A 23394-nucleotide genomic window follows, 5' to 3' on the forward strand; every position below is an offset into this window, starting at 1 on the left:
CTATAGAGAGAGGGAAACGCCTGGCCCCATTCCGAACCCAGAAGCTAAGCCTCTCATCGCTGATAATACTGCAGGTTTCACTTGTGGGAATGTAGGTCGCTGCCTAGTTGATCAGATTTTTCTTTCTAACTTTCAATCTTTTTAATCAAACAACTGACTTTTTTACCAAATCTACCTTTTACTAAGTAATTCTATGATATTATTTTATATATAATTTTAGGATGATATATGAAAAAATATATAAAAGATCAAATTAAAAAATCATATGAAACAAAACAGGCTATTTATGAAAATGATGATTTACTTTCTAAGATAGAAAAGGTGGCGTATGAGTGCGTGAATATATACCGTCATACAAACAAAAAAACAATTCTTGCAGGAAACGGAGGCAGTGCTGCGGATGCACAGCATATTGCTGCGGAACTTGTGGGCAGGTACGGTTTTGACAGACCTTCCATTCCTTCATTGGCGCTTACTACAGATACATCAAATCTTACTGCCATTGGCAACGATTACGGATATGATCAGGTCTTTTCCCGTCAACTTGAAGGAATGGGACAAGAAGGTGATATTTTTATTGGTATTTCAACTTCTGGTAATTCACTTAATATTATTAAGGCATTTGAATCTGCAAAGAAAAAAAAGATTATGACAGTTGCTCTCACGGGTCGTGATGGTGGTGAAATGGCAAAAATGGCTGATATTGCCCTTATTGTTCCTTCAAATGCAACACCTAGAATTCAGGAAGCTCATATATTGATAGGACATATTCTCTGCGATATCATTGAGAAAGAGATATTTGGTGAGGGTGTTGGCAGATAAGAGATGAAAAAAGCACTTTTTTTAGATAGAGACGGTGTTGTCAATGTTGAAAAAGAGTATCTCTATAAGAGAGAAGATTTTGAATTTATTGATGGTATATTTGATTTGTGTAAACATTATCAGAATTTAGGATATTTGATTATTATTGTAACAAATCAGTCTGGTATAGCGAGAGCATATTATACAGAAGAAGATTTTGAGTTGCTTACAGACTGGATGATACAAGAGTTTAAAAAGAGAAATATTGATATTGCAAAAGTCTATCATTGCCCGCATCATCCGGATATTAATATAAAATGTAGTTGCAGAAAACCTGAACCGGGAATGATTTTGGAAGCACAAAAAGAATTTAATTTGGATTTAACACATTCTTTAATGATTGGTGATAAGGAACGGGATATTGAGGCTGCCATAAATGCCGGTATTTCAGAAACATATTTATTTGATGAAATAAATCAGATCAGAAGTTCCAAAGCAACAAAAACAGTCAGTAAACTTGATGAAATATGGAAATAAAATGCTGATACTCAACAGTGGTGGTACATTTAACAAACGATACAATGAAATAAGCGGAGAACTTGAAGTTCCTTATGACAATGCAGCTATTGAAAGAATTTTATTCAGTGCTCAGGAAGTGTACAATCTTGCAGGAGTCGTTTACAAAGACAGTCTGGAGATGGACAGTAATGACAGACGTATGCTTGCTGATATTATACGGGAATCAACAGAAGATACTTTTGTGATAGTGCATGGCACCGACACTATGGAGCTCAGTGCCGAGTTTTTGGATGAAGTATTTGATGACAGAAAAATCATTATTACGGGCGCTATGAAACCGTTTGAAATTGACAATATTGAAGCATCCTTAAATCTTGGTATGGCTATCGGATATGCAAAAGCGGTAGAAAAAAATGGTGTTTATATATGTATGAGCGGCTTAGTCGAACCTTGGAAAAACATTCAAAAAAACAGAAATATAGGGAAGTTTGAAGTTGTCAGATAAAATAGCCTGTGATCACTGTCATTTAGAATTTTCAAAAGATGTAATGATACAAGAGGATGAACATTACTTTTGCTGTAACGGCTGTCAGGGTGTATTTCATTTACTTTCAGATGAAGGATTGGACGGTTTTTATGATAAGCTGGGCAATAATAAACTTGCACCGCCTTCACAGCAGTACGAAGACTCTTTAAATTTTGATTCGCCGGCATTTTATGAACGCTTTGTTACACTCAATAAAGATGGCTTCTGTGAAGTTTCTTTGGTTATTGAGGGTATTCACTGTGCTGCATGTGTCTGGCTGAACGAAAAAGCTTTGACAAATATGCAAGGTGTTATTGCTACGAACATCAATTATACAAACAACAAAGCAAAGATTGTCTGGGATGATGATACGGTCAAACTCTCCAAAATTATAGATATGATTCGTGCCATCGGATATGATGCATACCCTTATGATGCTTCACTGCAGGAACAAAAAGCAGATAAGGAGCGAAAGGAATATTACACACGGATGGCTGTTGCTGTTTTTGCGACGATGAACATGATGACGATTATGGTTGCGCAGTATGCCGGTTATTTCAGTGGTATATCTGAAAATATCAAACATATACTCAATATCGGAGAGTGGGTTTTAGCAACTCCTGTACTTTTTTACAGTGGATGGCCTTTCATTCGCGGAATGTATTACGGGATGAAGACAAAAACAGTAAATATGGACACACTTGTTGCTACTGGGGCGATACTAACCTATATATACTCTATTTATATTACTGTTACGCGCAGTGGTGAAGCCTATTTTGATTCGGTGACGATGATTATTACTTTTGTACTGGTTGGAAAATTCTTAGAGGTTTTAAGTAAAAAAAGTATTGCCGATACTTTGGATATTATGAATCATCATCTGCCAAATGATGTTAAAGTTGTTGTGGATAAAAAGATTAGTACGAAAAATGTCAATGATGTCATTGTAGGCGAAATTGTTTTGGTAAATTCAGGAGAACGTGTTGCTCTTGACGGTGAGATACAAGAAGGAAGCGGAAATTTTGATGAATCAAGCCTGACCGGTGAGAGTGAGCCTGTTTTTAAAACTGCAGGAGAGAATATCATCAGTGGAACGGTAAGTATTGATGCCGATGTCAAATATAAAGTTACGAGAGATTTTGCACACTCCACAATGAGTAATATTGTAGCCTTGCTGGAAAATGCAATGAATAACAAGCCAAAAATTCAGCAGTTGGCAAACAGGCTGAGTGAATATTTTTCCGAAGTGATACTGGCACTCTCTTTTATAACTTTTATCGGATGGTATCTTTACTCATCCAATTTTGAGCAGTCTTTTATGATCAGTATTGCCGTTATAGTGATTGCCTGTCCCTGTGCCCTTGCTCTGGCGACACCTGTCGCAACACTGGTCGGTCTCTCTATCGCTTCAAAAAGGGGGATACTTTTTAAGGAAGCTGCTCAGCTTGAGACAATGGCAAAGGCAGATGTTTTATTACTTGATAAAACAGGAACGATTACAAAAGGTCGACCTGAGGTTGTCAAAGAGGAGATATTTCTGCCGTTTCACAAGTCTATGCTTTATTCGTTATTGCTTAACTCAAAACACCCTGTTGCCAAAGGTGTGGAAAAATATATTTTTGATGAGGATTTGGATCCCTTAGAACTGGAAAGCTTTCAAAATATACCTTCGCAGGGTTTGAGTGCGATGTATGACGGGAAGATGCTTGCAGGCGGGAACGCGAAACTCATGCAAACCATAGGGATTGACGTCTGTAGTTCAAGCCAAAACAGTGAATTTTATTTTGCGTACGGCGGAGAACTTTTGGCTAAATATGAACTTTTTGACATACCGCGTGAGGATGCAAAAGAGGCTATAGCCAAAATTAAAAAAATGGGTATAGAGATAATTATGCTCACAGGAGACCATGAAGAGAGTGCCAAAAAAGTAGCGCAACTCGTTGGAATTGAACAGTACAAATATGAACTGACACCTCAGGACAAAGCCGTATTTATAGAAAACCTGCATGAAGATGCCAAAGTAACCGTTATGGCCGGGGACGGGGTGAATGATATTTTAGCCTTGGCAGGTTCAGATATTGCAATAGCAATGGGCAACGGAAGTGATATTGCCATAGAGGTGAGTGATGTAGTGCTTTTAAATGATACATTCAGTTCACTTTATGACAGTTTTAAAATCTCTAAAAAAACATTTACAATGATAAAAGAGAATCTTGCACTCTCTTTTATTTATAACGCTATTACAATTCCGTTGGCAATGGCAGGATATATTATTCCTCTTATTGCCGCAATTTCTATGAGTATCAGCTCATTAATAGTAGTAGGAAATTCAATGAGAATCAAATTTGGGTATAAGGATTAGAGTATGAGCAGTTGGGTAATAGGTATGATGCTTGGAGTGTCTATTTTTTTAGGAAGCATAGCTGTTGTGGCTTTGATATGGGCGATAAAGAAAGGGCAGTTTGATGATTCGGAACATTTTTTAAATGCGGTAAAATTTGACGGAACAGATGATTTAAATGATGCTTATGAAAAAGAGCAAAGAGTAAAAGAGTTAAAAGATAAAAAGAAAGAAAGTCTGCGAAAGAAAGATTACAGACCTGAATGACGGTAAGAATGAGTTACCTAAAAAGGTAACTCTAAAAATACTATTTACCGATTGTTTGAGCAAAAGCTTCTAAATCAGCGTCAGAATAACGAGCAACCTGCCCTTTCATGATACCTTTCATTGGTCCGCCGAAAGTTCCAGCTTTATACCCTTTAAGAGCCTCAGCAATTTCAGCGTGAGTCATGTTAGCAACAACTTTAGATTTACCCATTGCTTTCTTTTCCCAGTTAGCACCATGACATGCAGCACAAGCTTTCCCGTTTACTGCAGCAGATGCAGCTGTAACTAATGCTAATGTAGCGATTGAAGCGATTACGATTTTTTTCATTTTGTTTCCTTAATTTCGAATTCAATTTATATTATAATGGGTAAAGTCTTAAATACTTGTTAATGAATTAAAAGGTATCATTTTATTAAAATTTATTTAGACGGATGGGAAGATGCGATACATAGAAGATGACTTAAAAGACAAAACAATACTTATTACAGGCGGTGCGGGATTTATCGGTTCAAATTTAGCATTTTATTTTCAAGAAAACCATCCGGATGCCAAAATTGTGGTACTTGACAGTTTTCGAAGCACAGAGACACTGAGTAACGGAAATTTAAAAAGTTTTGGACATTTTAAAAATCTCATAGGCTTTAACGGTGAAATTATCAGCGGTGATATTAATGATAAAGATTTACTGCTTGACTTGGAAGTAAATTATGACTTTGATTATATTTTCCATGAAGCGGCCATTTCTGATACAACGGCACAGGAACAGGATTTGATGATAAAAACAAATGTCAATGCCTATAAAGATCTGCTTGATTTGGCAGTGGCACATAATGCCAGTATGATATATGCATCTTCTGCCGCAACATACGGAAATGCTGAGTCTCCGCAGCGAGTTGGGCGAGAGGCACCAAACAATGTGTACGGTTTTTCAAAACTCTCTATGGATCATTTAAGCCGTGAGTATATGAAAGAGTGCGATATAAATATAGTAGGGCTTCGTTATTTTAATGTGTACGGTGCACGTGAATATTTTAAAAATACAACGGCTTCAATGGTGTTGCAGTTTGGACATCAGATACTTGCAGGAAAAAATCCCCGTCTTTTTGAAGGCAGTGATAAAATTCTTCGAGATTTTATCTATATAGAAGATATTATACAGGCCAATATAAAAGCAATGCAGCCAAATACAAGCGGTATATACAATGTCGGAACAGGAAAGGCGAGAAGTTTTCAGGATATTGTTGATATTTTGCAAAAAGAGCTGGGTACCTCTTTGGAATGCGAATATATTCCAAACCCGTTTATCGGTTCGTATCAGTTTCATACAGAAGCAGATATAGCAACAACGAAAGAGGCTTTGGGCTATACACCGGCTTATGAGATGGAAGAGGGCATAAAAGAATATATTCCTGAAATTAAACGTATATATGAGGCAGAAGTAAAATAGATGCAGGTATTTAAAGAGGCAAAACCAAACATTTTGGTTCTGGGCGATTTGATGATTGACCACTACCTTTGGGGAAGTTGTGAACGAATCTCTCCTGAAGCACCTGTGCAGGTTGTGGATATCAATAAAGAAACGACAGTTTTAGGCGGTGCGGGAAATGTGGTTAACAATCTAAAAGCTTTGGGTGCGAATGTCAGTGTCAGCAGTGTGATGGGTGATGATGACAATGGTAAAGAACTTGTGAAAATGTTGCATGCTATTAATGTCAATACGCAAAATTTAATTATAGAGAAGAACAGAAAAACATCAAAAAAGAGTCGTGTTATTGCCGTTTCCCAACAAATTCTCAGATATGACAAAGAGAGTAAAAATGACATACTTCCAAGAAGTGTACAAAAGATTTTAGATTCCCTTGCAAAAAGTATTGATACCTATGATGCAGTGATTTTGTCCGACTACGGCAAAGGCGTGTTGACACAGGAACTTTCACAGGGCATCATCAAACTTGCAAAAAAACATAATGTAAAAGTCTTGGTTGATCCAAAAGGAAAAGATTTTTCAAAATATCGTGGAGCTTATCTGCTGACACCAAATAAAAAAGAAGCGGTTTTGGCAACAGGTATTGATATAAATGATGAAGCATCTTTAAAAAAAGCACTCTTGAAACTGAAAAATGAGTGTGATTTGGATGTTTCTTTGATAACACTTTCAGAAGAGGGAATAGCAACATTTGAAGAGGAAGTAAAAATTTTTCCTACCGTTGCCAAAGAAGTATTTGATGTAACAGGTGCGGGTGATACGGTGATAGCCTCTATTGCATTTGCTTTAAGTGTCGGCAAAAGTCTTGAAGAGACAGCAGCATTTGCAAATCTTGCAGCAGGTGTCGTGGTTGGCAAAATAGGCTCGGCTACAGTAACCATTGATGAGATAGAAGATTATGAGGCTTCTTTGCATAAAAGTACCTCGGATGCGCATATTAAAAATTTTGAAGAGATCGATGCCATTGTGCAAAGATGCAAAAAAAGCGGTAAAAAAATAGTCTTTACAAATGGCTGTTTTGATATCTTGCATGTAGGGCATGTAAAGTATTTGCAAATTGCCAAAAGTTTTGGGGATGTTTTGATTGTCGGGCTTAATTCTGATGCCTCGGTTTCTCGTCTCAAAGGTCCGAGCCGTCCTGTAAATCCTGCGGAGGACAGAGCCTATTTGCTGGCTGCACTTGAAGCGGTCGATTTTGTCGTGCCTTTTGAAGCAGATACACCCTATGAACTGATTAAAATGATAGAGCCGGATGTACTTGTAAAAGGAGGGGATTATGCAGGAAAAGAGGTTATAGGTACGGAATTTGCTGGTGAGTTACGACTGGTTGATTTTGTCGATGGTAAAAGTACAACAAAAACAATAGAAAAAATACAAGGAAAAACATGTTAAAAAAAATCACTTTAATGGCAGTTTCGGCTGTGGCTGTATTTGCAATGAACAGTGCAAGTATCAATATAAACAATGAAGATTTAGAATTAAATGCAAATCTTGATGTTGGACAGTTTAATGAGAATGTTGAACCGGAAACGATGTTTGTGGGAGTTCGATTTTTAGATGCTGATAATGCAAATCGTGTAAACAATGAAGCACTGTATGAAGTTAGTTTTTTAATGAAAAAAGAGGTGGGTGAGAGTGACCTGTCTGTTGGTTTGGGTATTAAAGCGAACTATACAAAGGATTACAGAACTTTGCCTTTGGGAATTGTATTTGAGTATGCTTTACCTTCGGCAACAGTCGTCCCTATGGCTTTACATGCAGATGTTTATTATGCGCCAAAAGTTTTAAGTTTTGACAAAGCAAATAAATATTTTGAATACAGAGTGGAATGTGATGCCGAGGTTATCGATCATGGTCATGTTGTGCTTGGATACCGGCACATCAGAACTGATTATGATGATCTAAGAGGAAATTTCACATACAATGCATCAGGATATATAGGGTTTAAATTTGAATTTTAAACTGCTGACTTTTTTACAGCTTCTATAACTTCAGAAGCTGTAATCCCTTTCATGCAGTCATGATGCTTGAGTGGGCATTCCCGCTTCATACACGGACTGCAATCGAGTTCATGCCGTACGATGATACTCTTTTCATTTTTCCACTGCGAAGTCTCTTTATATCTTGTCGGTCCAAAGATAGCGACTGTGGGTACTTGATACGCGGCAGCTACATGCATAGGTCCACTGTCGTTGGTAATAAAAAGAGAACATCCGCCGATATTTGCGCATAACTCCTCTATATTTGTTTTTCCGGCTAAATTTATATAGTTGTTTACATGTAAAGCTTTGAGATTATCTTCTATCTCTTGTGCCATTTCGACCTCATTGGGCCCGCCGAATATTATAATGTCATACTGTTTGCTAAAATAAGCCGCAACTTGGGCAAAACGTTCGGGGTACCATCTTTTTGCACTGCCGTAGGTTGCACCGGCATTGATACCAAGTGTCGGTTTTTCAAAACTTTTTGCCTTTATATATAGTTTGAGCGGTGGAATTTCCTGGGTAAAATTATCTACATTGACCATGGCAATTTGTGTGTACTGCTCTACCAAGTGTTGGTTTGTTCTGATCTTCGGTGTGTGTGAAAGAAGCAGTCTTGAATGCCACGAAGCCCTTGCACAGCAGATGACGGTGTTTGTAAAACGCAGTAACAGTGTAGAATGGATTTGATCCCGAAAGCTGACTGCCAGATGAAAAGTTCCCAGCTCTTTTGCCAGTCTGTAGGTTGCCACAAGACGCGAAGATGCTTTTTTTGTCTCATCAACAATGGCACGTTCACATAAAGGGTGGTGTTTGAGTGCTTCTATGCTGACATAACTGCCGACAAAAGCAAACTGTGCATTGGGATATTTTAAAGCCAAAAGTTCTATGGCCGGAGTTGCCATGATGGCATCACCCAGCCAGTTTGGCAAAATGATTAAAATTTTCATATTAGATGCGCTCACTTGCATTGACCTGTTTTCCTACCTCTTTTGTAATGAAAATATACAAAGGAGAAGAGCCGACAGTCAAGGTTTCATCTTCTATTTTTTCACCGGTTTTGGAGTAAACATCAAAAAAGTCTTGATTTTGGAGGGTTGTTTCTTTGAGTGACCAGTGGATTTGAAGTATCTTGTCATTGACAAGTACCTGCATTGTGTAGTAGCCTCGTTTAATATCCATGCGTAAAAACTGCGCATTTTCAAGTGTTTGAAGCATGTACATGTAAGTATAAAAAGCTTCTCTTTTTTTGATCCCTTCTCTGTTGTCAACCAGACCGTAGCCGGGAGCTATGAGCTGATGCCAGGAGACGGAATCGACCTGCTGGGAAGCAAAAGTCAAAAGATAGTAGCGCAGCATATAATCAGCATAGAGTGCTTCACTGACACATTCATACTCACTTGTCGGTGCATAAGGTGCCGTATTTGAGAGAGGCCAGTTCACTTCGGTTACATGTAACTCCTGCTTTGTTTTTAAAGAGAGCCACACCAGAGTGCTCAGCAGGGCAATTTTATCGCTTAGGGTAAATCCGAGCTGTGTATTTTCAGGAGCACCACGTCTGTCAACATATAAAAGTGCCGCAATGCCGTCATATCTGCATTTGCAAAAGTTAAAAAGAGTGTGTACAGTAAAGTAAAATTCAAAATCTATAACACCGCTGCCAAGGAGCCGGATGTCAGGAAATTCCTTTTTTTTCAAATCATATGCAACTTTATAAAAATCAAGATATTCGCGTACGGAGAAAAATCCCCACTTTGCACGGTTGAGTGTTGAACCGATTTCATAGCGTGTTACAGAGGTGCCCAAGCTTGTAAAGATTACATGTAAATTATTTTTAAGGAGTTGTAAATCTTCTATATGTTCACGGTCCTGCAGGATTTTAAGTATAATCTGCTTATTGCTGTTTTGCTTGATAAATGCTGCAAGTTCATTGAGTCGGTCCATCTCCCAAAGTTTAAAACGGACAAGAATGCTTTTTACTTTCAACTCTTCAAGCATTGCCTGTGTCTCTTGAGTGTTTCTCTGCCAGTCGACACCTAAAGAGAAAAAGTTTGCTGTATTAACCTCTTTTCTTTTGACAAAGGGCATCATCAAAATACTCAAGGGAAGAATAATCAAAGAAGAGACAAATGTGAAAAGCAAAGAAAATTTCTCTTTTTTACGCATAAATTTTTTGTATCTCTTGTCTTGCAGCGGTGCCGGTTGGTCGGAATAGTCATCCCAGGTAAAAGGTTTTTTCATAAGTAGGATTATATCCTTTTTAGGATAAAATACATAAAAACTGAGACAGATTATAAAAATTATGTACTTTTTTTGGAACCTGGATTTTAACCTGGGCTGATTTGCTTATATGCCTAAAAGACGAAGCTAAAGCATCGTTTCCGAAAAAAATAAAAATTAGTTTTGAATTCTTTTGTTAGGATAATACGGAATGAGAATATTGGTCGTGCGTACAGACAAGCTAGGCGATTTTATAACAGCGTTGCCGGCAATGTATCTCCTTAAACAGCATAATCCTAAAAATAAAATCATAGCACTTGTCGCTCCTGTGAACAAAGCTTTGGCACTTACATGTAACTTTATAGATGAGGTTATTGTAGATGATGGAAGAAGCTCTGTTTTTTCACTTGCCAAAAAGCTCAAACATTCAGATATTGATGCATCAGTCACGCTTTTTTCAAATACAAGAGTGGCGCTTGCACAGTTTTTAGCAGGCATACCAACAAGAATTGCTCCCGCAACAAAAATAGCGCAGATCTTTTATAACAAACGAATAAAACAGAGACGCAGTGAAGTTAAAATGGCTGAGTTTGAATACAATCTTGCACTGACACAAACTCTTTTTCCGGATATTAAACTGCAATATCCAAAACCACTGCTTCAGTTTGATAATGCCCAAAAGGAGTATGAAAAGTTTTGCCAAAAGTATAATATAACAAAAGATGTTATAGCTTTTCATGTAGGTTTTGGCGGTTCTTCGGATGCCAACTGGAATTTGGATGAGTATGAAATACTGATTCGTGAAACCTTACATGTAAACAGGTATAGCGTAGTACTAACTTTTGGTCCGGATGAAAAAAGCCTAGAAGAAGAGATGCAAAAGCGTCTGCAAGATACTGATGCTATTTTTTATCTCTCAAATGACGGCATAGTAAATTTTGCAAGACTTATCAGCAGTTTTAAACTTTTTATCTCTACTTCTACAGGTACCTATCATTTGGCATCTTTAGCAGGAACCCCGACGATGACATTTTTTGGTGACTCAAAGTTTGCAAGTGCGCAGAGATGGAAAGCCGTTGGGGATGAAAAACTGCAAACACATTATATGTTGCCGAGTGATAAAGCCAAGCGTGCAGAGATGTTTGAAGCAGTGAAACAGGATTTGCTAAACGTATAAAAATATTCAGGCATACATCAGCCGGCACTGAAGTACCGGTTCTGAGAAACACTTTGGAACTCAGACTTTTAATGCTAAAGCATAACTTAGAAAAAAACTAAATTTTTTCTGTAGTCTGGGCTGAAAATGGCAAGAAAGTTCTAACAGCCGGCACTGCAGTACCGGTTCCGAGAAATATTTTGGAATCGGTACTTTAGTGCCGACCGGGTTTTTTGTTTTTTTGTTCTTTATTGAGTTCATAGAGTTTGATATATTTATAAAAATTCGTCACCATATGCGAACAGGCGATGACAAGTCCCACATAGCCGTCTCGAAATCCCTGTTTGAAAAAATAGGTTTTAATGAAAGAATAGGCTCCGTTAAAGAAAGCTTTTGCCGGAGAGGAACTTTTTTTGCCTGCATTGTTTTTTGCAAAAAGAGTGGAATAGGTGTTGGCTTTGTTTATAAACTGCTCTATGCTCTGGTAGCTGTAATGCAGTACGTTGCCGTCTAAAATCTCTGTATGCAAACCCTCTGTGATGATGTCTTCATGGACATCATTGTCATTATATTTTGTGACGGTTCTATTGTAGAGGCGTTTGATTTTTTGATTGTTCCAGCCGCAGTGTTTGACTTCTGTATTTTTGTAAAAAGCTCGAAAATTTAGAATATAGACAGTGTGCGCATCAAGCTTTTTTTGTTGCAGTGTCTTTTTCAAAGTATCATCGATGACTTCATCGCTGTCGATGATGAGAATCCAGTCATTTTTGGCAAAACCTGCCGCTTGATTCTTGCTCCAGCCAAAACCTTTGAATTCGCCTTGGACTAAGTTTACATTTGAAAACTGTTTTGCAATCTCCATTGTTTTGTCAGTAGAACCGTTGTCATACACCACAACATCTTCAAATTCGCGCAGAGATTGGAGTGTTTTTTGTATAGTTGCTTCGTTGTTTTTTGCTAATACGACAGCAGAGATATTACCAATCAATTTCTTTTCCTTTGAGTCGTTTTTTGAAGTTTTTTCGTCTTTTGTTTTGAACAGAATACTCTATAACCTTTTGTACAAAATCTTCTTTGACTTTGTGGTGTTGCATATACTCCTGCGCAATGATCTGTAAATCTGCATTGCTTGCCCAGAGTTTTGCAAAGCTTTTTGCTCTTTTATTTTCATTTAGGGAACAAAAATCCATGCGGTTAACATCTACTATTTTAAATATATAGTTTTCAGCTTCTTGTTTGATCAAAATATTTCCCGGAGAATAGTCATTGTGAAATATACCGGCATTATGCAGTTGCAGACTGAAGCGGGCAAAGGCTTTTAGAATTTTTTCTTTTTTTGGAAAATTTTTATCGAGTAAAGGTTCTCGGATTGTAAAATCATAATCAAATTTTTTTGCCACAAAATAACTCTCAGCCAGAAGTCCCTGTCTGTAAAACTCAATATACCCAATAGGTTCAGGTGCAAAATTGCCTACTTTTATGGAGTTGTCATACGATTTTTTTGCTTTTGAATCCCGAAAACAGGTATAAAAAATGCGACGAAAGAAGTTTGGAATTTTAAAAGATTTGACAACAGTCTGTATCTCTTTGTAAGAAATTATTTTTAGTTCATTGCGGGCTTTGTGAATAGAGTTTTTGTTATCCCTGAAATATTTTTGCATGTGCAGCAAAAAATCTTTAAACTCATTTTCAAAAGACGGATTTAGTTTGTATTTCATAGAACTCTCATAAATAATTTTGTATAATAAAAATAATTATACAAAAAAAGGCATTAGCTTGAAGTTAAATTTTAGAAGAGGCAGTGCGTTTGCATCTCAAAAAGCACGAGAATATTTAAAAGACAAAAAACCGCAAGATATAAAAAGTATAACAGTTATCCGTCATGCGGCTATCGGCGACTTTATGAACATACGTCCTTTTTTGATAGAACTTCGTAAATTTTTCCCCAATGCAAAAATTACTTTAAGTGTTGTAAAACATTATATGTACGGCATTCCAGAGGATCTGACAGATGCATTACATGTAATGAGCAGATATAAAGAAGACGGTTCAAAAACAGGACTTCTTACGCGGATAAAAGAGGCAAAAGAACTGCCTCCTCAGGATATTATATTTGATTTGACAGACAGTACTTTGAGCCTTTTACTGGTTTTTTTGTCTCAGGCAAAATTAAAAATAGGTTACCCGTATAGAACTATCAGAAGAATGTTTTTTGATATAGCGACACTCAGAAGTGATTTTGTTGTGGAGGCTGTTTCTGTGGAACATATGCTCAATATTTTAGGGGCAAAAACAGAGTTTCCGCTTCATTACGGATTGGAAAAACTATACCCGAAAACAGAGGATCTCAAACAAATTGTTTATTTTGCCGGTGCTTCGACAAAAAGCAAGTGTTGGGAGGAAGATAAGTTTCGGGAGTTAATTGCAAAGATGTCCCAAAACTATCAGGATTATGATCATGTTATTCTTCAAGGTATCGGCAAAGATGAAAAATTTTATGAAATTTACGAACCGCTCAAAGAGAGAAAAAACATAAAACTTCAAGAAGTTATGCCCATAGAAGAAGTAATGCACTTTTTGGCAAACAGTCGATGCCTTGTTTCTAATGACACCGGTGTGCGAAATATGGGCATTGCATTGGAGATTCCGACAGTAGGCATCTTTTTTCATATACCGCCGTTTCGGTATTGGCCACGCGAAGAGAAGACTGACTGTGTTTTTAATGTTGAATATACCTCACCGGAAGTTGCGGATGTATTCGCCGTTACAAAACAACTTATAGACAAACTGTATGAAAAATAAAAATATTTTAGAATTGTGTCTGGCACACGGACTGGGTGGGCTTGAGATGTTTGTGGCAAGTTGTTATGAAGAGTTTTCTAAAAAGACTACATGTAAAGTGGTTGTAGCACCGCAAAGCAAACTTGATGACTATCTTGATATCAATGACAAGTTTTATCTTAAACGAAATAAATTTTTTCCATTTATACCGGCTTTGCAACTGGCTAAATATATAGATGAAAATGACATTGATATAGTACATTTTCATTGGAGTAAAGATATCGTAACGGCTGTTTTGGCTAAAGTACTGAGCAGAAAAAAACCAAAGCTGGTGCAGAGCCGACATATGGGAATGACCCGTTTTAAAGATGATTTTTACCATAAATGGCTTTATAAAAATATTGATATGATACATGCGGTAACCCTGCAGGTGAAAAAACAGCTTGAAAAGTTCATTCCTGCAGAAGTAAGACCGCAACTTGAAATGGTCTATCTTGGCGTAAAAACTCCGGAGACAGATGCAGATAAAGTGGCGCAATTGCGACAAAAATATCAACTTAAAGATGCTTTTGTTGTCGGAATTGTCGGCAGAATAGAAAAAGGCAAAGGACAGTATAAAGTTTTAGAAGCTGTAGCAAGGTTAAAAGATGCAAATCTAAAAGCAGTTGTTGTGGGAGCTTTTATGGATGATAATTATGCACAGGAACTGCAGGCGTATGTAAAAAAGCTGGGCATAGAACAACAAGTGATTTTTACCGGTTTTACAAAAGATGTGAATGAGCATATGCAACTTTTTGACGTGAATGTGCTTGCCACAGAAAACGAAACCTTTGGACTTGTAGTCATTGAAGCGATGGCAAACAGAATTCCGGTCATAGCTACATGCAAAGGGGGGCCATTGGAAATTATAGATGAGGATGTGGATGGACTGCTGTTTGACGGAAGTGTAGATGACTTGGGAGAGAAAATCCGATTTTTATATAATGATTTACATGTAAAAGAAGGAATTGCTCAAGCAGCTTTTAAAAAAGTAAAAGAAAAGTTTGATTATACTGCACAGCTTGAGAAACTCTACAGAGCAATAAGATGAAAAAATTTACACTCCTTCAAAAGCTCCGCAATAAAATAAGAATCAAAGGCAGCGTTGTTTTGTCGCTTTCAAAAAACGCAAAAATTACCAACTGTGATATTTCCATAAAAGGAAAAAATAACAGCCTGACTATTGAAGACGGTGTAACGATACGATACACACAGATAGAAATTTTAGGAGACAACTGCTCCATACATATAGGTAAAAATACTATTGTGGGTCACGGTTGCTATCTCTCAGCAAAAGAAGGCAAAAAATTAATTATTCGGGATGAGTGTATGTTGTCTAGAAATGTGAAAATTATGACTTCAGACGGGCATTTTATTTATGTCGACACTGCTGTTATCAATGAAGGTAAAGACATTGCAGTAGGCAAACACGTCTGGCTTGCTGATAACGTTACTGTTTTGAAAGGAGTAGATATAGGGGACGGGAGTGTGTTAGGCATCAATGCTACTGTGACAAAAAATATTCCTGCTTTTTCTATCGCTGTCGGAAATCCGGCTGTTGTTGTGAAAAAAGGTATCACGAACTGGATGCATTAATGATTCCAACTTATATTTTCTTTTAAAATTTCAGCAGGATTGCCTGCAATAATACTTTTTTTCGTAGTGAAAGATTTTGTAATTGTTGTATTTGCACCGACAATACAGCCATCCGGAATTACAGACCCTTTGAGTATCAAACTTCTCGCCCCTATCCAGACATTATTGCCAATAGTGATTTTTTTATCTTGATTGATAACAGTATGCTGCGCATTATAAATAGCATGCTGGTCGGTATCCATAAGGATACTTTGCCACGCTATCATAGTGTTGTTCCCGATTTCAATCTCTTTTGCACAGATTATGGTGGCGTCACCGGTGATATCAAACCTGTCTCCTAAAGTAAGGTTTCCGCTGACCATTATTTTTGCACCTACGCCAATTTTTGTTTTGCCCTGAAAATGAATCTTTCCTGTAATTTTTAAAATAGTGCGTTCATAAGCATAATCCATCATATCTGTCCCACCAAAACCTATGCGAACAATGCCGGTTTTTACTTTGGAAAGTTGCACTTTTCCAGATAACGAACGCAGTTTTGTTTTACGGGAAACTATTATAGGCAGAAGAACTGCCTGTGAAAGTGGCAAAAGTCTCAGGTTGACATAAATACTTTTTGGAAGTCCTGCAGTATATCGTATGAGTTTTACTATTTTGTCAATGTTCATGATTTTGTAAGCACCTCTTTATTTATCTGAAAAGTGTACACAAATAAAATTAAAAAAGGTATAATTAGTGTATGAAAAATAGTAATCCTTTTTTATCCATAGTCGTTCCCTGTTATAATGAAGAAGATGTTATAGATGTATTTCTGAACAAAATTTTCTCTGTTTTGGCGTACACCGGTGAAGATTTTGAAATAGTCTTTGTAAATGACGGGAGTCGTGACAGTACTTTGTCTGTGCTCAAAGAAAAATCCAAAGAGTATGACAATGTACGAGTAATAAATCTCTCAAGAAACTTTGGCAAAGAGGCGGCACTTACAGCCGGGATTGATGCATCCAAAGGGGAAGTCGTCGTTCCTATAGACGTTGATTTACAAGATCCGCCTGAGTTGATACTTGATTTTATCAAAAAATACAAAGAAGGCTATGATGTGGTCGTTGGTAAGCGTGTCGATCGTACAACAGACAGTGTTGCCAAACGTATCAGTGCCGAATTTTTTTACAAAATTCATAATAAAATTTCAGATATTGAGATTCCTCATAATGTCGGTGATTACAGATTAATGTCACGACGGGTGGTTGAAGAACTGAAAAAACTGCCTGAGAGTCAGCGTTTTATGAAAGGGCTTTTTGCCTGGCTTGGGTTTAAAACGGCGGTTGTCGAGTACAAAAGAGATGCGCGTATTGCCGGAGACAGTAGTTTTAACGGCTGGAAGTTGTGGAACTTTGCGCTTGACGGTATCACGAGTTTTTCAACGGCACCGCTTCGTGTGTGGCTATATATCGGTTTGGGGCTTGCTTTTATCTCTTTTATTTACGGTTCATGGATTATCTTAAAAACGCTTTTGTTTGGCGCAGATACTCCCGGGTATGCTTCTATGATTACGGTTGTACTCTTTTTAGGCGGTATTCAGCTGATGGGCATAGGCATACTCGGCGAATATATCGGCAGAATTTATGTAGAATCAAAAAACCGACCGATTTATATAGTAGAAGATGAATATTAAAAGTCATATACTTCAGTTGGCAAAATACGGCTTTTTTGGAGTCATAGCAACGCTTGTGCATCTTTTGACTGCCTGGGCAATTATTTACTTTTTTGCGGCCTCTGTTTTTGTTGCCAATACATTTGCATTTTTTACGGCGTTTGTCTTTTCCTATGTTTTTCAGACTTTATATGTCTTTCACAGCACTTTTCATTTTAAAAAATTTATGAAATTTTTTTTGGTGCAGTATGGAACTTTTCTGTTTTCTTATCTGCTTTCTGATATTTTTCCGATTCAAAACAGCTATTTGCACACACTGGTGATAGTTGCTATAATGCCGCTTATTACATTTGTTATTCATAAGTTTTGGACATTTAAATAATTTTTTTGTCAATGCCATTAAGTTAAGAAAATTAATGCTTTTTCGGAACCGGTACTTCAGTGCCGGCTGTTGCAATAGTCTTTCCACTCTCAGTCGGTACTAAAGTACCGATTCCGATTAAATGGCTTTGTGCTCTTTTCAAGTTTAAAGTTTAGGTTCCAAATATTTAAAAAAGGAAGTTGATTTGTTTTTAGAAAAAAGATTTAAAATTATTCAGATAAGTTTACTTGTTTTGGGTCTGTTTTTGGCATGGTTTTATGCACAGCACCAAATCCTCACCGGTGATCAGACGCAAATGCTTTACAAGGGTTATATGGGGGCATATAATCATGTCTGGATTAACTACGGCAATGCGGCAAGTGCGGTCGGTAATGTACCGGGAAGTATGATTTCTTATGTGGTAGCACTGCCTGTGATGTTTTATGACTCGCCGATGTCTCCGATGCTTTTTTTGATATTTTTGCATCTTGCTTCTTATTTTCTCTTGGACAGTGTGCTCAAAGATATATACAAAACAGATGTTCGTTTGATCTTTTTGATGCTGTACTGGCTCAATCCCTGGTTTTTATTTGAAAACATTTTATACAATCCGTCATATCTTTTTTTCTTTTCTGCCCTGCATATTTGGACTGCCTACAAACAGCGTGAGAAAAGTTCTTTTGTTTATTCTTTTTTACATGTAACAGCTATAGGGTTGGCGTTGCAGTTTCATTATTCGTGGATTATACTTGCGCTTATTTCACTCTATCTGCTTTATAGAAACATGGTAAAAGTAAATTGGTACGGCGTGTTGTTTGGAACGCTTGTTATTGGTATCTCTTTGGTGCCTTATTTGCTGACCGTGATGCAAAACAGTGCAATAATCCATCATGCTGATGATACGGGACGGTATATAGGCTGGGGCGGTGTGCATGTCTATCCTGTCCTGAAGTCATTTCTTTACTGGTTGCGCTATGGTTCTTTTTTCTTTCCAAACAAGCTCATTGCCAGTGCACATTTTGACTGGCTGGGGGCTTCGCATTTTGTGCAGATGATTTTTGTGTATGGGTATAAAGCACTTGTTTTTTCAGTAGGTGCTTTTACAATTTACATATCTTACAAAGCAAACAGATATTTTTACACACTTGTCAAAGGAAAATTATTTACAAGACATCAACCCATAGAAACAAAACAGGAATGGCTGCTTCTGTATGTGTTTGGTGCACTTGTCGGGGTGTTTGTCAGTTCTGTTTTGTCGCCGATTATTTTTAGCTACTGGCACCTTATCATTGTTTTTCCTTTTGCCATTCTTCCTGTTGTGATTTACCTTAAAGAATATGGACAAAAGTATATGACAAAAATATTAATTTTTATCATGTTGTATTTTACTTTTATCAACATAATGGGTGCGTTAGACAGTCGAAAATACTCTATCAATACCAATTACATCCAAGATACTGAAGCGTATATCAAAAAGAGTGTCATTCAATAGGTGTTGGCTTTAAATATAAAATGAAAATTAGATTTCATTCGAAACTCACATGCTTTTATGAGTTCTTCAACACTTTTTGGAGATAATCCAATGAATTATTGACAGAGGGAAGCAACAGATGGAATTAGACTTCGCAAAATTTACAAAATACTCCAAGCCGGGACCAAGATATACCTCGTATCCTACAGCGTTGGAATTTAATGATGCCTTTGGTTATGACGAATATATAAAAAAACTGCAAACACAGGACTCTTCTCGTCCTTTGAGCCTTTATTTTCATTTACCGTTTTGTAAAAATGCCTGTTATTTTTGTGGGTGTAATGTTGTTTTTACCTCAAAAGAAGATAAAATGATTCGGTATATGGAGTATCTCAAGCGTGAACTGAAAATTCTCTCAGAGCATTTGGATTGTAAGCGAGACGTGATTCAAATGCATTTTGGCGGAGGTACGCCTACTTTTTTTTCTGCTGCACAACTAGATGAAATCATAACTGAAATCAAGTCCTATTTTCCGAATTTTGTCGCAGATGCAGAGATTTCCTGTGAAATAGACCCGCGCCATATCAATGAAGAGCAAATGCGTGTGATGAGTGAACACGGATTTAACCGTGTAAGTTTTGGTATTCAGGATTTCAATGAAAAAGTGCAAGTTGCTGTGCATCGCGTCCAGCCGTACAATATCACAAAAGATGCAATGGATCTGGCACGCAAATACAATATGGACTCAGTCAATGTTGACTTGATTTACGGGCTGCCTTTTCAAACACTTGATACATTCAAAGAGACGCTTTCGTTGGCATTGACGTTAAATCCTGACAGGTTTGCGGTATTTAACTATGCACATGTGCCATGGCTGAAAAAGACAATGCGCAAGATAGATGAAACAACACTGCCGCGTCCTGATGAAAAACTGCAGATTATGCAGTACACAATTGACTTTTTAACAAACAACGGGTATAAAATGATAGGTATGGATCATTTTGCGAAACCAGAAGATGAACTTTTTAAAGCCATAGACAAGGGTGAGTTGCATAGAAACTTTCAAGGCTATACCACCAAAGGCGGAGCAGACTTGATCGGAGTAGGACTGACTTCCATCGGAGAAGGGGTTGATTACTATGCTCAGAATTTTAAAGATATGCCTTCGTATGAAGCAGCAATTGATGCGGGCAAACTGCCGTTTGAACGGGGAGTGGCTTTGAGTGAAGATGATATGATTCGCCAGCATGTCATTATGGAACTCATGAGTAATTTCAAGCTTGATATTAAAAGATTTGAAGCTATGTTTGGGTTGGAATTTAAAAAGTATTTTGAAGATGCACTTTTGGATTTAAAACCTTTTATGGAAGAAGAATTAATAACAATGAATAATGAGTATATAGAGTGTTCCCCAACAGGCACCCTGCTCATTCGAAATATTGCCATGCCTTTTGATGCCTATATGAAGCGTCATGCCGGCAGTGACAAAACATTTTCAAAGACGGTGTAAGTATGAGTAAAAAACCAGAAGATATTTTTAATTTTAACGAGATCGCTGATGATTGTGTCAAATGCGGGAAGTGTATTCCTGTGTGTACCATTCATAATGTCAATGCGGATGAGGTGACTTCTCCACGTGGATTTATAGACCTTTTGGGAGCGTACAAACGCGGAAATCTGGAGCTGGACAAGACGGCAAAAGATATATTTGAGAGCTGTTTTTTATGTACGGCCTGTGTTGAAGTGTGCCCCAAGTCACTGCCGACAGATATGATAATAGAGCAGGTGCGCAGTGACATTGCACAAAAATTCGGTATAGCATGGTACAAAAAAGCCTTCTTTTTGCTTCTGCGTCACAGATGGCTCAATGACATTGCATTTAAGCTTGGGTATACCTTTCAGACCTGCGGATTTAAAATCAAAGATGATATCAATTCTATGACATCACGCTTCAATCTGCCGATTATAAAATCTGACAGATTGATGCCGAGTTTGACAAAAACATCTTTTTTAAATTCTCATCCTGAAAATATAAACAACGGCGGAAAGCGAAAAGTAGCTGTTTTTATAGGCTGTTTGGCAAATTACAATTACAAAAACATAGGGGATTCTCTTTTAGAAATTTTAGAAGTGCTTGAAATTGATGCCTTTTTGGCAAAAAGTCAAAAATGCTGTTCTGCGCCTGCGTATTTTACAGGTGATTTTGATACAGTTGATGCAAATGCAAAGTTTAACATAGAATACTTTGAGAGTTTTGCCAAAGATGTTGAGGCTATTATCGTTCCTGAGGCTACATGCAGTGCAATGCTCAAAATAGATTATGAACACTATTTTCATGACCAGCCGGAGTGGAAAGCCCGTGCCAAAGCGGTTATGGAGAAGGTTTTTATGGCTACGGAGTGGCTGCAGCACCATACCCATTTGGAACATCTTCTGGCATCCAAGAAAAAAGCAAGTCCGATAGTCACATACCATGACCCCTGTCATGCGAAAAAGATGCAGGGCATTCACGAAGAACCGAGAAATCTGATTCGCCAAAACTATAAAATAGTGGAAATGAGTGATCCGAATTTATGCTGTGGATTTGGCGGTGTGACCATGCAGACAGAAAAGTATCATTTTGCAAAAGCTGCAGGTGTGCCAAAAGCGGCCATGATTAAAGAAACAAAGGCTGAGATTGTCAGTGCAGAGTGCAGTGCCTGCCGTATGCAGATAAACAACTCTATGCACAATGCTGGGGTTGAGACGGTTTTTAAAAATCCGATTGAACTTATAGCAGAGGCGTTAAAAGAGTAGTATGAATCATTTTGTCTGGAACGCTGACCCTATTTTACTTTCATTTGGACCCTTACAGGTACATTGGTACGGGCTGTTGTTTGCTGCAGCGATACTTTCGGGTCTGGAGTTTATGAAATGGGTCTATCGTTTGGAAAACAAAGATGAAAGCACGATTGAACCGCTTTTTTTGTATGCGGTCGTCGGAATAGTTATAGGAGCAAGACTCGGTCATGTCCTGTTTTATGATCCGGATTATTATCTGGCACATCCTATGAAGATTTTTGCCGTATGGGAAGGCGGATTGGCCTCTCACGGTGGTGGACTGGGTGTTTTGATTGCTCTGTATTACGGATGTAAAAAGTATAAAACAGACTTTTTATGGCTGATTGACCGGCTTGTAATCCCCACGGCACTTTTTGGTTTTTTTGTCCGCATGGGAAATTTTATAAATTCCGAAATTATAGGCAAACCGAGTGACCTGCCCTGGGCTGTTGTCTTTAGCAGGGTGGATATGATTCCAAGACATCCTGTGCAACTCTATGAGGCTTTTTCCTACCTTTTTATCTTTTTTGTATTGACATTGATTTATAAAGGAAACTATAAGAAGCTGCAAAAGGGCTTTTTGTTTGGGCTTTTTCTTGTGTTGGTTTTCAGTGCAAGATTTTTAATTGAATTTGTCAAAGTTCGCCAAGCTGATTATTCATTAGGAATTGATTTGACAACCGGGCAGCTGCTTAGTATTCCCTTTTTGATTGTAGGCATTGGCCTAATGGCGTGGAGTTATAAAAAGAGTCAAAAGGTTTAAGCCTTAATATCTCTTTTGGAATCCAGACTTCAGTCTGGACTATGCGTCTTTAAAGACTAAAAGGTGAAGCAAAAACAAAGCAGTTTACCTGTCTGAATAATGTTTCTTTTTTTCCTTTTCAACAGATTGTTTCCAAAGAAAGTTTACTAAGAAATACCCTGCAATGGAACCAAAAACAGAATAGATCGCAGTACCAAAATAAAGAGGTATAAAAATATTGTCTAAGTTGTTTGAAAACCATTCAAGTGTCATTTGTACAGGTTCCGGTTGTATGCCAAGCAAAAATGAACCGGTCAGGTACTCCATATAGTACATTGGAGGCATTGTCAAAGGATTGCTCAGCCAACACATGGCAAGAGCTACGGGTACATTGAATTTTATAAAGGGTACAAAAAGCAAAACGGCTGCCATCTGCATAGGCATAGGAATAAATGCTATAAAGAGACCTATAAGTACACCGCGTGAAATCATTTTACGGTTTGTTGCAAGATACTCTGGGGGTATTTTATATTTTTTTATTAAATCTCTGAGTTTTTTATGTTTGGAGGTTTTTTTTAAAGTTTTTCTTATCATCTCTGTACTTGTTTTATATAAATTATATTTGACCACGATTATA

Annotated in this window: 25 protein-coding genes and 1 rRNA gene; 19 read left to right on the forward strand and 7 right to left on the reverse strand. The window is 37.5% G+C overall.

The window, feature by feature from the left end; translation table 11 throughout:
* The 6 genes from rrf to ccoS form a co-directional block, all read left to right on the forward strand.
* Positions 1-108, forward strand: a 5S ribosomal RNA gene (gene rrf, locus MNY28_RS00005); the annotation flags it as partial.
* 120 nt (positions 109-228) lie between these two features.
* Complete coding sequence (locus MNY28_RS00010; protein WP_346388491.1) at positions 229-822, forward strand: D-sedoheptulose 7-phosphate isomerase; 594 nt, start codon at positions 229-231, stop codon at positions 820-822.
* Between the two features lie 3 nt (positions 823-825).
* Positions 826-1338, forward strand: coding sequence for a D-glycero-beta-D-manno-heptose 1,7-bisphosphate 7-phosphatase (gmhB, locus tag MNY28_RS00015; protein ID WP_346388492.1), 513 nt, complete (start codon positions 826-828; stop codon positions 1336-1338).
* Positions 1322-1825 (forward strand): asparaginase domain-containing protein, encoded by a 504-nt coding sequence (locus MNY28_RS00020; RefSeq protein ID WP_230973246.1) that lies wholly within the window; start codon positions 1322-1324, stop codon positions 1823-1825. The genes gmhB and MNY28_RS00020 overlap by 17 nt, the downstream gene beginning before the upstream one ends.
* Complete coding sequence (locus tag MNY28_RS00025; protein ID WP_346388493.1) at positions 1815-4208, forward strand: heavy metal translocating P-type ATPase; 2394 nt, start codon at positions 1815-1817, stop codon at positions 4206-4208. The genes MNY28_RS00020 and MNY28_RS00025 overlap by 11 nt, the downstream gene beginning before the upstream one ends.
* A gap of 3 nt (positions 4209-4211) precedes the next feature.
* On the forward strand, positions 4212-4454 hold the full coding sequence (gene ccoS / locus MNY28_RS00030) for a cbb3-type cytochrome oxidase assembly protein CcoS (RefSeq protein WP_151900769.1): 243 nt from the start codon (positions 4212-4214) through the stop codon (positions 4452-4454).
* A gap of 40 nt (positions 4455-4494) precedes the next feature.
* Here the strand turns inward: ccoS and MNY28_RS00035 are convergent, their stop codons facing one another.
* The gene (locus MNY28_RS00035; protein ID WP_151900768.1) at positions 4495-4782 is read right to left on the reverse strand and encodes a c-type cytochrome; all 288 of its coding nucleotides are present in this window, start codon (positions 4780-4782) and stop codon (positions 4495-4497) included.
* A gap of 112 nt (positions 4783-4894) precedes the next feature.
* On the opposite strand from MNY28_RS00035, the gene rfaD reads away from it, so the two are divergent.
* The 3 genes from rfaD to MNY28_RS00050 are packed head-to-tail and all read left to right on the forward strand — an operon-like array spanning position 4895 to position 7902.
* Positions 4895-5902 (forward strand): ADP-glyceromanno-heptose 6-epimerase, encoded by a 1008-nt coding sequence (gene rfaD / locus MNY28_RS00040; protein ID WP_346388494.1) that lies wholly within the window; start codon positions 4895-4897, stop codon positions 5900-5902.
* Positions 5903-7333, forward strand: a complete 1431-nt coding sequence (rfaE1, locus tag MNY28_RS00045) for a D-glycero-beta-D-manno-heptose-7-phosphate kinase (protein ID WP_346388495.1) — start codon at positions 5903-5905, stop codon at positions 7331-7333.
* On the forward strand, positions 7327-7902 hold the full coding sequence (locus tag MNY28_RS00050; protein WP_346388496.1) for a YfaZ family outer membrane protein: 576 nt from the start codon (positions 7327-7329) through the stop codon (positions 7900-7902). The genes rfaE1 and MNY28_RS00050 overlap by 7 nt, the downstream gene beginning before the upstream one ends.
* On the opposite strand, the gene waaF is transcribed toward MNY28_RS00050, so the two are convergent.
* On the reverse strand, positions 7899-8873 hold the full coding sequence (waaF, locus tag MNY28_RS00055; RefSeq protein WP_346388497.1) for a lipopolysaccharide heptosyltransferase II: 975 nt from the start codon (positions 8871-8873) through the stop codon (positions 7899-7901). The genes MNY28_RS00050 and waaF overlap by 4 nt on opposite strands.
* A 1-nt stretch (position 8874) precedes the next feature.
* Entirely contained in the window at positions 8875-10164 is a 1290-nt protein-coding gene (locus MNY28_RS00060; RefSeq protein WP_151900763.1) for a glycosyl hydrolase, read from the reverse strand.
* A gap of 190 nt (positions 10165-10354) precedes the next feature.
* Here MNY28_RS00060 and MNY28_RS00065 point away from each other — a divergent pair, with 190 nt between their 5' ends.
* On the forward strand, positions 10355-11320 hold the full coding sequence (locus MNY28_RS00065; RefSeq protein WP_346388498.1) for a glycosyltransferase family 9 protein: 966 nt from the start codon (positions 10355-10357) through the stop codon (positions 11318-11320).
* A gap of 193 nt (positions 11321-11513) precedes the next feature.
* Here the strand turns inward: MNY28_RS00065 and MNY28_RS00070 are convergent, their stop codons facing one another.
* Complete coding sequence (locus tag MNY28_RS00070; RefSeq protein ID WP_346388499.1) at positions 11514-12287, reverse strand: glycosyltransferase family 2 protein; 774 nt, start codon at positions 12285-12287, stop codon at positions 11514-11516.
* Positions 12277-13017: a lipopolysaccharide kinase InaA family protein gene (locus MNY28_RS00075; RefSeq protein ID WP_346388500.1), complete on the reverse strand. Its 741-nt coding sequence runs from the start codon at positions 13015-13017 to the stop codon at positions 12277-12279. Before MNY28_RS00075 ends, MNY28_RS00070 begins: the two co-directional genes overlap by 11 nt.
* A gap of 58 nt (positions 13018-13075) precedes the next feature.
* Here MNY28_RS00075 and MNY28_RS00080 point away from each other — a divergent pair, with 58 nt between their 5' ends.
* The 3 genes from MNY28_RS00080 to MNY28_RS00090 are packed head-to-tail and all read left to right on the forward strand — an operon-like array spanning position 13076 to position 15715.
* Positions 13076-14101: a glycosyltransferase family 9 protein gene (locus MNY28_RS00080; protein WP_346388501.1), complete on the forward strand. Its 1026-nt coding sequence runs from the start codon at positions 13076-13078 to the stop codon at positions 14099-14101.
* Positions 14091-15170, forward strand: a complete 1080-nt coding sequence (locus tag MNY28_RS00085) for a glycosyltransferase family 4 protein (protein ID WP_346388502.1) — start codon at positions 14091-14093, stop codon at positions 15168-15170. The genes MNY28_RS00080 and MNY28_RS00085 overlap by 11 nt, the downstream gene beginning before the upstream one ends.
* Positions 15167-15715 carry an acyltransferase gene (locus MNY28_RS00090; protein WP_346388503.1) on the forward strand — a complete coding sequence of 183 codons (549 nt, stop codon included), beginning with the start codon at positions 15167-15169 and terminating at the stop codon, positions 15713-15715. Before MNY28_RS00085 ends, MNY28_RS00090 begins: the two co-directional genes overlap by 4 nt.
* Here MNY28_RS00090 and MNY28_RS00095 read toward each other — a convergent pair.
* Positions 15712-16380 (reverse strand): acyltransferase, encoded by a 669-nt coding sequence (locus MNY28_RS00095; RefSeq protein ID WP_346388504.1) that lies wholly within the window; start codon positions 16378-16380, stop codon positions 15712-15714. The genes MNY28_RS00090 and MNY28_RS00095 overlap by 4 nt on opposite strands.
* A gap of 71 nt (positions 16381-16451) precedes the next feature.
* Between MNY28_RS00095 and MNY28_RS00100 the strand changes: the two genes are divergently transcribed.
* The 6 genes from MNY28_RS00100 (at position 16452) to lgt (ending at position 22778) form a co-directional block, all read left to right on the forward strand.
* Positions 16452-17384, forward strand: a complete 933-nt coding sequence (locus MNY28_RS00100; RefSeq protein WP_151900756.1) for a glycosyltransferase family 2 protein — start codon at positions 16452-16454, stop codon at positions 17382-17384.
* Positions 17374-17745, forward strand: coding sequence for a GtrA family protein (locus tag MNY28_RS00105; RefSeq protein WP_346388505.1), 372 nt, complete (start codon positions 17374-17376; stop codon positions 17743-17745). Before MNY28_RS00100 ends, MNY28_RS00105 begins: the two co-directional genes overlap by 11 nt.
* A 184-nt stretch (positions 17746-17929) precedes the next feature.
* On the forward strand, positions 17930-19216 hold the full coding sequence (locus MNY28_RS00110; RefSeq protein WP_346388506.1) for a 3-deoxy-D-manno-octulosonic acid transferase: 1287 nt from the start codon (positions 17930-17932) through the stop codon (positions 19214-19216).
* A 118-nt stretch (positions 19217-19334) separates the two neighbouring features.
* Positions 19335-20705, forward strand: coding sequence for an oxygen-independent coproporphyrinogen III oxidase (gene hemN, locus MNY28_RS00115; RefSeq protein ID WP_151900753.1), 1371 nt, complete (start codon positions 19335-19337; stop codon positions 20703-20705).
* A gap of 2 nt (positions 20706-20707) precedes the next feature.
* A complete protein-coding gene (locus MNY28_RS00120; protein ID WP_151900752.1) occupies positions 20708-21991 on the forward strand; it encodes a (Fe-S)-binding protein in 1284 nt (427 codons plus the stop codon).
* A 1-nt stretch (position 21992) separates the two neighbouring features.
* Positions 21993-22778 (forward strand): prolipoprotein diacylglyceryl transferase, encoded by a 786-nt coding sequence (lgt, locus tag MNY28_RS00125; RefSeq protein ID WP_346388507.1) that lies wholly within the window; start codon positions 21993-21995, stop codon positions 22776-22778.
* Between the two features lie 84 nt (positions 22779-22862).
* Here lgt and MNY28_RS00130 read toward each other — a convergent pair whose 3' ends face one another.
* On the reverse strand, positions 22863-23351 hold the full coding sequence (locus MNY28_RS00130) for a DUF2062 domain-containing protein (RefSeq protein ID WP_346388508.1): 489 nt from the start codon (positions 23349-23351) through the stop codon (positions 22863-22865).
* Between the last annotated feature and the right edge of the window lie 43 nt (positions 23352-23394).

It is taken from the genome of Sulfurimonas sp. NWX367 (assembly GCF_039667065.1).
GTDB classification, from domain to species: domain Bacteria; phylum Campylobacterota; class Campylobacteria; order Campylobacterales; family Sulfurimonadaceae; genus Sulfurimonas; species Sulfurimonas hydrogeniphila.